The organism is Paenibacillus agilis, from assembly GCF_007786455.1.
GTDB lineage: Bacteria > Bacillota > Bacilli > Paenibacillales > Paenibacillaceae > Paenibacillus_B > Paenibacillus_B agilis.
In genome coordinates, this window is sequence record NZ_VNJK01000006.1 from 128,499 (window position 1) to 140,902 (window position 12,404).

13 protein-coding genes are annotated in these 12,404 nt (G+C 36.0%); all 13 read left to right on the forward strand.

What is annotated here, in order from left to right; translation table 11 throughout:
- Positions 1 to 14: 14 nt before the first annotated feature.
- Entirely contained in the window at positions 15 to 1,415 is a 1,401-nt protein-coding gene (locus FPZ44_RS24475) for a hypothetical protein (protein ID WP_144994926.1), read from the forward strand.
- A gap of 16 nt (positions 1,416 to 1,431) precedes the next feature.
- Positions 1,432 to 3,081 (forward strand): discoidin domain-containing protein, encoded by a 1,650-nt coding sequence (locus FPZ44_RS24480; protein WP_144994928.1) that lies wholly within the window; start codon positions 1,432 to 1,434, stop codon positions 3,079 to 3,081.
- 20 nt (positions 3,082 to 3,101) lie between these two features.
- On the forward strand, positions 3,102 to 5,666 hold the full coding sequence (locus tag FPZ44_RS24485) for a discoidin domain-containing protein (protein ID WP_144994930.1): 2,565 nt from the start codon (positions 3,102 to 3,104) through the stop codon (positions 5,664 to 5,666).
- Between the two features lie 25 nt (positions 5,667 to 5,691).
- Positions 5,692 to 7,650, forward strand: a complete 1,959-nt coding sequence (locus FPZ44_RS24490) for a DNRLRE domain-containing protein (RefSeq protein ID WP_144994932.1) — start codon at positions 5,692 to 5,694, stop codon at positions 7,648 to 7,650.
- Between the two features lie 55 nt (positions 7,651 to 7,705).
- Positions 7,706 to 7,924 carry a hypothetical protein gene (locus FPZ44_RS24495; protein WP_144994934.1) on the forward strand — a complete coding sequence of 73 codons (219 nt, stop codon included), beginning with the start codon at positions 7,706 to 7,708 and terminating at the stop codon, positions 7,922 to 7,924.
- Between the two features lie 144 nt (positions 7,925 to 8,068).
- Positions 8,069 to 8,431 carry a hypothetical protein gene (locus FPZ44_RS24500; protein ID WP_144994936.1) on the forward strand — a complete coding sequence of 121 codons (363 nt, stop codon included), beginning with the start codon at positions 8,069 to 8,071 and terminating at the stop codon, positions 8,429 to 8,431.
- A 150-nt stretch (positions 8,432 to 8,581) separates the two neighbouring features.
- Positions 8,582 to 8,929, forward strand: a complete 348-nt coding sequence (locus tag FPZ44_RS24505) for a hypothetical protein (protein WP_144994938.1) — start codon at positions 8,582 to 8,584, stop codon at positions 8,927 to 8,929.
- Between the two features lie 6 nt (positions 8,930 to 8,935).
- Positions 8,936 to 9,214, forward strand: a complete 279-nt coding sequence (locus tag FPZ44_RS24510; protein WP_261378540.1) for a hypothetical protein — start codon at positions 8,936 to 8,938, stop codon at positions 9,212 to 9,214.
- Positions 9,215 to 9,348: 134 nt separating this feature from the next.
- Complete coding sequence (locus tag FPZ44_RS24515) at positions 9,349 to 10,293, forward strand: peptidoglycan recognition protein family protein (protein WP_144994942.1); 945 nt, start codon at positions 9,349 to 9,351, stop codon at positions 10,291 to 10,293.
- A gap of 14 nt (positions 10,294 to 10,307) precedes the next feature.
- Positions 10,308 to 10,520, forward strand: coding sequence for a hypothetical protein (locus FPZ44_RS24520; protein ID WP_144994944.1), 213 nt, complete (start codon positions 10,308 to 10,310; stop codon positions 10,518 to 10,520).
- Between the two features lie 18 nt (positions 10,521 to 10,538).
- Positions 10,539 to 10,766: a hypothetical protein gene (locus tag FPZ44_RS24525; RefSeq protein WP_144994946.1), complete on the forward strand. Its 228-nt coding sequence runs from the start codon at positions 10,539 to 10,541 to the stop codon at positions 10,764 to 10,766.
- An 11-nt stretch (positions 10,767 to 10,777) separates the two neighbouring features.
- Positions 10,778 to 11,041, forward strand: coding sequence for a hypothetical protein (locus FPZ44_RS24530; RefSeq protein WP_144994948.1), 264 nt, complete (start codon positions 10,778 to 10,780; stop codon positions 11,039 to 11,041).
- Between the two features lie 231 nt (positions 11,042 to 11,272).
- Positions 11,273 to 12,404: helix-turn-helix domain-containing protein (locus FPZ44_RS24535; protein ID WP_144994950.1), on the forward strand; the 1,132-nt coding region annotated here is incomplete at its 3' end.

A 12,404-nucleotide genomic window follows, 5' to 3' on the forward strand; every position in this document is an offset into this window, starting at 1 on the left:
TAGGTGGTGAAAATATGTTTAATCCTATCGTACCAATATATCATTCAACAACGATCACTAATCAAGGATTTGTCATATACCATAGTACAACGGCTTCCAATGCAAATCACTCAACTTTTGTGTTAGATAACAATCCAAATACAACATGGGTTAGTGGTGGTACAAAACAAACTGCGTGGTTAAATATTCTATTTCCAGCAGGAGTCCCATACGTACTAAAAAAGTTTTCTCTGTCTTCGCCTATAGATATGGTTGGAACAGATAAAATGCCTACAAACTTTAGAGTATATGGTATCAATATGAGTATGAGAAAGCTTCATGATGCTTACTCTGTATTTTCAAGTGGAACTGTAGAAGAACCACTTTGGTTCGCTTGTGATTTGTTGTTAGAGGTTAATGAAGGTGCTGGTTTTTGGAGTCCATCCGAAACAAAAGAATGGTTTTTAAAGAACCCCAAAGAGAAGCCTTATTCTGGCTTTGTAATTTTCATGACAGGGAAGCAAGGTGCTTGGTTGGGTAGCAACGAATTCTCAATTAGAGACATGCAAGTATATGATTATTCTCCTGAGAAAGACAGGTCTCTGATTAAGAGAGAAATAGACAAGAAACATATTTCAATTGAAAAAAGAATAGAAACTCCATTTGGAGGTCTTAGCATTTTTGATAGAAATGAAACTAGGAAGGATTTCCCTGTACAAACTCGTTATACCAATGTCAAATTGCTTTGGAATGCTGACACAAGATTTTCTGATTCTCTTAGTACGATTGGAGAAGAGGAGTACAATTCAGGAAAATGGTATATGGAGTACAGAGTAAACAATCGAGCAGATGCAGATATTGCTGTAGGCTGGAGATCAAAATACAGCTTCCAGTTTGAACGCAATTGGGACTCAGACAATATTCAATTTAGCGGACAAGGCATAATTGCAGGAGTTAACCATAGAGCAGATAATCTCCAAATGACGAGAGGATTTAATTATTTAATTGATGAAAGAATTGGAATCGCTTTTGATATTGACAACAACTTAATTGAGATATTTTATGATGGTATAAGTCAAGGAGAATTAAAAACTAGAGATTTACCAAAACCACTTATACCATTCGTAGTTGGTGGAGCATCTAACGCTGATATATCGTTATTTCCTGAACCCAAATATACTCCTAGAGGATATCGTAACATTATTACTAAAAGAATGTATGAAGAGATAGTTGTTGAACTACCAGAACACGTAAAGCTAGAAGATTTCACAGCATACGGAGTAAAATCAGGGGAAGTCGTTGATTTCGATAAACCTTATAACAAAGTGAGAACATTCCCTTCAGCTAAAGAAGTGATTCCCAATGGTAATGGTGTAGTTCATAGCTTTAGCATAAATTCAAGTAGTGAATCGATAACAAGACTTAGAATAGATTAAAATGAGGTGATTCGTAATGCAATCATTAAAGCTAGATAACGGATTTTCGTATAGGACAGGACAGAGGATTACGAACTATGGAAATGACCATGTTTGGTGGTTTGATAGACCATTTAACAAATTAAACAAGAACTATATTAAATCTATCAAAGTAGTTAATACTACTACACAACCAAATAAATTCATTTTTCTTATATTTGAGGAGACGAACAAATTTAGAGAGTTTAAAATAGTTTGGTCTGGTGAATTGTCCACTGATGGAAAATATGGAACCGATATCCGATATGCAGAAAACTTAAATATAAAATGTCCTGAAAATACGTATCTTGGATTTATCGTCACAAAAGGGTCTCAACAAGATTTTAAAGCTACATATACAGATGAGTTGAATCAACCTATGTATCTGAGATACCAAACAGGGCAATTCAATCTAGATCACTTTAAAGAAGGATTTGCATTTGACACGAAAGTTGTTGCGAACGGAACTAGTGGTTGGCATCTTCCTATGGAAATTGAATACGAATCATATTCTGAATCTAAAATTCTTTTTAAAGATGAATCAGGAGACTTTAAAAAATTTGTACAAGATGGTTATGTTAATATGGCTAAAGCCAATCAAACAAGTACACATATATCATCAAGTGCTACTCATCCAAATCATCCAGATACCCTTTGGAATTGTTTTGATGGTGATGATAAGTCAGGTTGGATAAGTGCTTCTGGAAACAGTTTCCCAAAGCATGTGACATATGACTTTGGTAATCCAACTATGATTGATCGCGTTGAACTAAGGGCAATGGAGATGGTGAAGTTCTCAAAAACCTATGGGCTTAGAGATTGGACGCTATTGGGGTCAAATGATAATGCTAAATGGACTGAAATTTATAAAATCAATGATACAACCACTCCTATTAATAGAGATAATTTTAACTTAGGGAATGGGAGTCATCTTCGATATGTGAATTTTACAGGGACAAAGCCAGTTTATCGATACTATAAATTTGAATTTTATAATGCTAGATATCATATAAGCGCACCTTATGATTATTCAGTTGGTTTGGTTTACATTGGTTTAATGAGGTATGTTCCAGCTCATTGGGAGTCAATAGGAAAGAGTGCAACGAGTGATGATTACATGAGTCATGGAATGTCTAAGTTTGACGTGGGAAGTTTATCTGTAGATGAGCTTGCTATGCTCATTGGAGATTATTCTGTAAATGTATTTGACGAAAATTTGAATGTTAAACCTCCGAGCATTGTAAAAGACATGGATGAGCATATTTGGTTGGAGAATGTAATAGGGACAGAATTTGATGTAATTACTTATAGTGAGAATCTATTGAAAAATAGAAAAGAGTATATAGTTGATGATGGGAAAAGAACACTTCAAGAGCATTTGAGTAGTGAGGTAGAAGTTAATATATTTTCCGAAGATCAAGAAATAGTAAACAATAGAGTTAAACTGACCAAAGATCATACACCATTAGATGATATTAGTGGAGATGTTGAAGTTTTAGAATATAGCGAAAAAGAGAGAAGCGTTGAGACAATTTCTAAAAATAAGTTTAAAGAAGATATTAGTCATAAGGTGGATGGCTCATATGTTGATAGTATAGATATCGATTTGAGTCTAAGTGGAGTAACGAAAAAAATAATCAATTACTAATAGTAAAGGATGTGTTTGATGTGGCAACTAAAGAGATGCTACCTCAGATATTGAGAGGTAGGGGTGGAGACACCCCTATTTTCTTTGATGAGATTCCATGGGGCAACGTAATTATAAAGGGAGAGATGTTTGTACATATGCATAAATCAAAAAATATTCATGTGTACGATGTCAAAACACTTAAATACAAGAGAACTTTGGTTTTGCCAAGCTTACCTTTTGGTAATGGAGTACTTGGTACAGATGGGGAAAAGTTATATACGAGATTAGCTGAGTCTGGAAGCGAATTCATGATCAAAGAGATAGATATTCAAACAGGTGCAAAGTTAGGAGATTTAATCCAGCCAGCTACAAATATAAGCAATAGTATAGCTTCATTTTGTATTGTAAGAGAGTGGAATATGATATTGATGCCGAATTATGATGCCAGAATTTTTATGTTCGACTTAACTAGCGGAGCAAATTTAGGGGTTAAAACAGGAGTTGGTGTAGAGAGCACCAGCGCGATTTCGATAATAAATAACGAATATATTGGTGTTTTAACTTACCCATCCAGTTTCTTTCTCTATGCGAAAGTAGAAGAGTTTAATAATGTTACAGCAAACAAGATTTTAGGAATGAATTTTAAATCAGTGAAACTCTTTCCTACAAACTACATTTGTGGAATGGCTTCAGTCGGTGAATTCATTTTTACCCCTCGACATCAAGCTGATGACAAAAAACTCTACTGGAGTAGTATGAAAAATTACACTGGAAATGATAATAACTCTGAAAGACATCTTATTCTACACGATGGGAAATATAAAACCTTTAATCCAAGATTGAAAGTGAAAGGTTTAAAGAGCTTAATTCCAACAATGACATCTGACAACTCTCATGGAATAGCTTCTGCAAGTGCATCTCTCGACCAAAATACTGGTGCATTTAGAGTGTTTGATGACAACCCTACAACATACTGGACACCACCTTTAAAAAACGGAATATCATGGATATCATACGAATTTCCTTCGCCTATGATCTTCAACGCGTATCACATACAATCATCATTTTATGCGGAGGGCTTTGATCCATCAAATTGGGATGTAGAAGTATGGGATGGCTTGAAATGGATCACTGTTGACGAAAGACGAGAAGTGAAAAACTGGAGTCATGATGGTGTGGTTCATATGATTTCAAATCCCAATGGGGTTGCGTATAAAAAAATACGTTGGAAGATATATCAGAATAGCGGAAACAAACAACCGAATGTTGGTGTTAATACTATTAAAGTATTCAATATTAATGATGGTCAGGGTGGATGGTACGATTATTCTACAGCCACACCATCAGATTATAAAGACATTTTGAACAAAGGTATTAAAAACATTGACGATATTAAATTGGAAGATTGGGCGATACTATCAAACAAAAATCCAAAGATAAAGCTAATAAGGTACAGTAATGAAAATTTATCATCATTTGCTAAAGAAAAAGAGGATGTAGCACAAGTAAAAGATTCTGTTAATAGTAAATTGTATTCGAAGTTTCTGCCATTCAATCAGATTGCGATTCCACTTTCAAATATATCAATCAATGAAGATATTGAGAAATTTGATGTCACCATGAACATAGAATATCATGAGAGGTTTAAATTGTTCGTTTCTTTTGATAATGGTATGACATGGGATTCATTTAAAAAGGGTTCTTGGAGAAATATAGACATACACAATGAATTAGATATCATCCAAAATGGGATGAAAATTTCTGAATTCGAATTACTCCGAACAAAAGACTTTGCAAAAAAAGCTGTTTATGGGTTTGTTAAAATAGGTTTTATGGTTGAAATTGATGAGAACGAGAAGGAAATCGTTGATGTAGATGGTATAAAAGCATTCATCAATGCATTTATGATCGGCTCTGAAATCAGTTCGTCAACGTTCTATATTCTAAACACAACTTCTACGATTAATATTTCTTTCGAGGGAAATAAGTTATCTGGAACGTTGAGCGATTATGACATGGGTATGGTTCAGTATCGCGTTATTCTGAATGATAAACCATACTTCCCTGAAACTGGCGATTTCTCGAAGTTCTTTCAATCTCCTGAACCTATCGCTATCAACGTTCAAAATAAAGATTTAAAAATGGGGCAATCCAATAAGATACGGATTGAATTTAAGGACTATTGGGGCAATATGGATTTTTGGGAAAGATCATTCATAGGCACATGGGCTGGATTAATGTTTAGTGACCCAACAGGACAATATTACACAACTGATATTGGTGATTTGTTAAAGTATCTTCAAGTTGGATCTTTAACAGCAGGACAAACTTCTGTTGAGAATAAAATTAGGTTAACCAACATGTATGGTTATAAGGTGCAGGATATTAAAATCAACGCAATAAATTCTAATCTGCCAACAGGTGTGAAACTTGAGTTATCTAAAACTCAATTCCCATTTACTCCTGAACAAGAATTAAGTTGGAACACTATTCTTGATAATAATAGAGCAGTTGAATTCTTTGCTCGATTGGCGACTGTACATACAGCCAATTCAGTTCCTAACGGAAAATTTGAGATTAGAGCGAAGGCTAAGAAAATTTAATCTTCCAATACAATGGAGGTAGCAAATGATGAAAGATGAAAACTATGAGTTCAGCGCAAGCCTTTGGGTCGATAATATCCCAAAGGCTGATTTAATTTCACGGATAAATGTGAGACGTTTTAATGAGCCTGAAAACCGTATGTATGGTACATACAAGGTTTTTAAAGGTGCAGATAGAGATCGTGACGCAACAATTTTTATTTATCAAACCAAAGATGGCGATAAGAGTGCTTCGTTTAAAGTGAGAACAGGCGATGCGACAGAATTGATCTCTACCGCTATGATTAAATATCGAGATAATGGAGATCTTCCTACATGGATTGAAGCCATTGCTGGCAACTTTCTTGATGCTTCTTTGGAAGTGCAGCCTAACAACAGAATGTTTGGTAGTTATGAACTTATGGAAGCTCCTCGTGTTATTGAATCTTTAGGAGCTACAAAAGACGCTTTTACACGCGACCATGTTGATTACCAATCTGTCAATTGGGGTGATGATAAACGAATGACTGTTGGTGTGGATCATAGTAATCCGACACACCATGAGAAATTTGAATCATTCGTTGAGTTTGATATTAGCAACCTTGGTTCGAATAAGGTTATTGAAAAAGCGACTATGAGACTCCATTATTCTGGTGTTTTTGAGGAAAGTACACCATTAGAATTTAGAACAAATGATACTTACTGGAATGAAATGGGTATTACTAATATCAATAAACCAAATCAAAAAGAATTTATCACAGATAAATACACAATAAATAAACGGCAACAGTATATTGATGTTGATTTGACAGATGTTGTTAACAAATGGTTTAACAGAACAGATACGAACTATGGTATTAACATTTACTCTTCAGCGGACAAAACAGTGGCATTTTATACGAGAGAAAGTGTAAACAAAGTTCCAACATTATATGTCCAGTATATTGACTTATCCAAATCGTTTACATCTACTAGATATGATAAAAACGCAATGATTAACATAATTGGAACAGGGCGCGAAGAGAGAAACGGTACACTTTTGGTAAAGAGCGATGTAGGCATAAGTACAAGAGATGCAGAACTATTTGTACACAGACCTGAGTCTCCTGTCTACATGGAGAAAACGGCAACACTTATAGTTAATAGAGCAGAGCTTGCTTCTACAATCTTCACCTACAAGAAAGGAAGACAGGAAAGAAATGCTCGTCTTACTGTAAGTCACAGTAAAGTTTCTGAAAGACCAGCATCGATTAACGCAAACAAACCAGAGTTGGGTGCATCAATAATCATTGACCCCAAAGCTCATTTATACTCGACAATTCGTGCGAAAGCGTTAGTAGAAAATGATCCAAATGCTCAGTTGATATCAACTCTATCAATTAATCATCCTGAAACAAAAGGTTTTATTGAAATTAAGAGTAAAGCATACTTGGATGCGTTCATTACTGTTAAACCAAACAAAGTTGATGAAAGGGATGCGACGATTGGCATTCCAACTTACGTTGGTGATAAATCCCCAGTTGGTAGAGATGATGGTGACATTCAGGCAGTATTCTGGAATAGTGTTCCAGAAATCATTGGTACAACATTCATCTATATACCGAAAGATGAAGAAAGAGACGCAACAATTCGAATTTTTGAAAGAACAGAACTCACTTCTGTAATCGCAGGAAATCAGCCTGAATTGCATGTTACCATGCAAACTAAGATTGCGAACAGCATTGACGCTACAATTAATGTGCGAGGCTCTTCATTCCTCAATTCATCGCTGATTGTTCATCATAAGAGTGAAATTGAAGGTTCAATTATCATTAATCAAACTTCAGAAGTTGAAGCTGACATTTCTGCAAGTAGACCAGAATTTGTTGGTACAATCTTCAGGCGTTATGCTGAAGACGCAGACAAAGAAGGTAATGCAATTGTCAGGAAAAGAGATGTAGCTGACCTTCACTGTAGATTCGGCGCTAGGGGAAGTACAGGAGGAGCATACTACTTTATTATTTAATCAATGTACCCTGTGTCAAATTGACACAGGGTATTTATATTGGGAGGAATTATATATGGATGTTATTAGAATTGAATTGAACCTTAAAAACGCATACAAGCAATTTCACGAGGATGACCATCATAAGTTATTTGATGGTGCTTACTTCACTGTAGAAGAGGCAAATGAGTTTAGATTTACATGCTCCAGTGTACCTATTGCAATCAACGACAGCATAGATGCTGATTATCACAGCATTTTAGAAGATGGAACTATAGAAGTTGGTACGTGGTGATTTCTCAATTGAATCTGGATTTTATTGAGTATTAATGGACGAAAAATGCAGTAAAACATTGAGGGTGAAAAATGGAAAACATTAACCCTCAATAACACTTTATATAATGACCCACTAAAACAAATACGAAAGAGGTTGATAAATATGAAACTGGTTATTGACAAGAAATTGGTAAGCAACAACTATGAAGTTGTTATCTCTATTGCTGATGTTCAGCCAGAAGAAACAGAATTGTTTGCAGACTTCGGTAAAGTATCCATCAATATTGGTGGCGAACTGACGAAGAAAGGTGGAACTGCACCAGAAGCAACGATTGGTGACGCATTCAAGTATCTACCAACAGACTTCCCAATTACTCGTGTATTCACACAAGCACAGTATGGTGTGAAGGCAGTAGATGTTGCAACAGCGTTTGCAGACACAATTCAATTACGCATTGAGACAGCGATCACCACTATGAAAGCGAAGCAAGACAGCTTCACAGGTACTTCGGAAGTAGTGCTGTAAGACCATAAGGGAATGTCCAAGTGACATTCCCTTATTTTTTGTTTATTACATAAGTTGTTGTCTATTTACCGAATAGAACTACCTCTTGACACTTTATAGGGAGAGAGGGAGTGTGATACTAAATTTTTTGTAGAGAAGGGGTGATTCCCAATGACACCAGAGGTTATACAAATTGTTGTGCCTATATTGACAGCTCTTATCGCTTCTATTGGTACACTCATAGCGACGAAGAGTACTAACAAAAAGGATGTTACTGTGAACGACAGAAAATCCTTGTCTGAGGATGAAAAGGCTTTTAGACAGGAGCTAAAAGAAATCATCAATAGCTACAAGGATGACCTTGAAGAAGCAAGAGAAGAAATTAGGACGCTAAGTGAGGAAGTTGCACAACTTCATAAAATCAATCTTGAATTGACATTGGAGAATAAGCGTTTACAGGTGAAGGTTGACGATTTGCGTACAGAACTTCAATGGTTCCGCGACAAGAAAGAAGGGTGATTAGTGATGAAATGGCTAAAGGATGGATTATCTTTTGATGAGACAAGAGTATCAGCCATCATCATAGCCTTCTTTGTCACGCTTGGCGTTGCGCTGTATCAATCCATCGTTGTCGGTGATATTTCGAACAATATGCTGATGTTACTTGCTTATGAATTGGGAGCATTTACAGGTATCAAAGTTGTCGAGAAAATCACTACGTACAAGCGTGAAGGCGAGGATGATGACCCGAATGTACCAAGGTTAGAAGGTGTTCAAAAGCAAGAAGAACCAAGGCTTCCATAGTAATGTAAAGGCTTTATAGGTGGGAAAGGTTCCCCACACGCTCATGTAATGAGTTACCAGAGATTATGGATACGCCGACCATAATAAAGCCTCTTTGGAAGCCGAAGAAAGTATATCAACAAGGAGGTGATGGTGTGTCATTCAAGATGAAGTACGAAATCAAGAAGCAGTACCTTACACCCAATTCCAAAAGACGCTCTGGTATCAAGATGCCATACGTTGGGTTTGTCGTGTCTCATGATACAGGAAATGATGGAAGTACAGCGAAGGGCAATGTAGGATACTATGAACGCTCTCGCAATGAAATGTCTGCTTCGGCACATACATTTATTGACCATTTAGATATTATCGAATGTATTCCTGCAACCACAGGAGCACCAGAGAAGGCGTGGCATGTGTTATATGACATTATCATGGATAACACAATGTTTGGTGAAGATTCTAATGATATCGCAATAGGTGTTGAACTGTGTTACTCCAACAAGAAGGGTAGCATCAACAACAAAGAAGCCTACAAACGTTTCGTTTGGTATCACGCTTACCTCTGCTACAAGTTCAAGCTTGACCCTCGTAAGAAGATTGTAGGTCACAACGAACTTGACCCTAGTCGTAAGACAGACCCATTTAAAAATGCTTTGAAGATTATGGGTATCAGTAAAGCTAAGTTCATTCAAGATGTTGTTGACGAATTGGCAGAATGTCAAGCCACAAAACCACCAAAGATGATTTACGCTGTATATCAAGGTAACAATCATTTAAAGGACTTTGCGACTTACGCAGACGCAGTTAAACACGCTGAGAAGTGGACTAACGCTAACGTCCGTAAGATTACTGATGGCAGTTGGGTTTGGTCAAATATCGAAGAGAAAGATGAGGATGATGAACCTATGAAGCTGGAACAATGGCAAAAGACTGAAATCATTAATGGAGTTCGTAAGTTCAATAAAGTTATTGGTACTGATGGCGATGTTGTTATCAACAGCCCAGAAGTATGGGTGAAGAAGGTAGAAGATGGAACGCTTACCGCTGGCGAGTTGGCTAGTTTGTCGTTCACTATTCTAAACAGAACAGAGAAATAAAAGGAGGTCTTCATATGACAGAGAAAGTACAGGGAAGACGTAAAGGCTCTACTGATGAGCCGAAGGTTGATGTGAAGCCGAAAGCAATCATGCATGGTATCGCTACTACGAACCTTAATGAGATTGCGAAAGGTGAGAAGGTTGATATTTACGAAGACAAAGGCGATGAATGGCTCACAGACAAAGGTCTTGTGTCCAAGCTGTTCTTGCTTTTGAAGAAAATTTAATAAAGAAGGTGAACGTCAATGGAAGTAGTGGTTCGTTATTCCGATTTTTCGGAAGTCATCAAGGAAGTTCAGATTCCTATTGACACTGAGAGACGAAATATCATCGAGGTTGATCCTGATACTAATACAGTCAAGCTGGAAAGCATTGATGAGTCAGTAGCTTTCTCAATTTCTCAGACGATGAGTAAATCAGATTTGCGAGATTATGTTCAATTGCTTCAAAAAATTTTAGTACAACTTAAATAGGAGATGATATTATGGAATATCTTATTGCTCTACTGATTGTAGCATTAATTGCTGTATTGTTTTTCAAGCAACCAAACAAGGTTTACGATGTAGTAATGACTTCCCTTATCGATGAAGTTCGCGCAAAAGAAGCTGATATTGTTCATGGTCTATACAATAAGTTACCAGACAATATTAAGAGTAAAGTTGACTCTCAGACAGTGGCTCAGATTGTAAGTTTTACGATTCAAGTAGCTTCCGACATTCTTGTTGACAAAGAAAAAGCACCCTCTTAGAGAGGGTGCTTTTTGTCATTTAATATGGTTGTTTCTAAAATTTAGAGAGATTTTATTAATTGACAACCTGTCAAAATATGCTATAATTGACTTTCGGGGGTGTTTCCCTCAAAGATCTTAATCTACAAACCTCGAAACCACTGCATTTATAATTCATTTTTTCCCCTTCTTAGATAATCACAATTCTAACCCTTTTGCTTGTTTTAAAATAATAAAGGATGTGAAAGTGAGATGATTGATACTTTTGCAGACATGATCAGACACCACAGGTTAAAATTAGGATTTACAATGGACAAATTAGCTGAGAAGGCGAACATAAATAAAAGCACTATCTCCAAAATTGAAAATGGAGAAGTCAAAAAGCCTGAGTATAAGACAATAAAATCGCTTGCAGAGGAGCTGGAAATACCTTATTATGAATACATAAGGATATACTTATCCTTAGAGCGTAAATCAGATGCTATACTTAATTTTTTATTAGAAGCTATTTCACTTTCCAGTCCCACATCCCTTATCACAGAAATTGCCACAAGGTATTTAGAACTTCCAAACATAGATAGTCACGAAGCTGTTGAACAAATTTTTAACACAGCAAACGATGTGAATGATGCCTCCATTAAACTCCCATTATTTAAGACAGTAGTAAATTACTCGCGTAGTCATGGGGTCATGACTTATATTGCTAAAGGCATGTATCAGGTTTACATGATTGAGCGAAATGATTTTAGCAAATTAGAGGCTACCTACCAATCGGGTAAAAGCGTTTTAGCCTATGTCGAACTACTCAACATTCATGAACAATTAAACCTTTATATCTCTTTAGCAAATCATGCTTACGGCATTCTAAGATACAATGATTCCATTAATTTTTGCCAAACTGTAATTGAAATTGATAAAGCTAACAGCCATTTTAAGGCACATGCTACGTTTCTTATATGCAACTGTTATTACTATCTTAATGATTATGAAACAAGCAACATTTATTTAACTGCATATAGCAATTATTCGTTCCCGTTCGTACAAGACAATCTTGATTTCATGATCGGGTGTATTAATGGAAGATGTGGAGAAATTGATTTAGGTATACAGCAATTAGAGCAATATTTAAAAGTTACATCTCAATTTAATCTTGTATATGTTGTCACTATACTAATGGATTTATATTTAAAAAAATCCGATTTCAACAACGCTAGAAATTTACTTGAATATGAAAAAGAAATGAAAGATTCTTTGAATGACAAATATACTACTCCAGATAAAAAGGCTAGAATGGCTTACTTCTATCAACTGGCTGGAAATGCTTTAATAAGCCAAGATGTAGAAAAGGCATTTGATTATTATTTGGAGAGTGCTTTGGAGTATA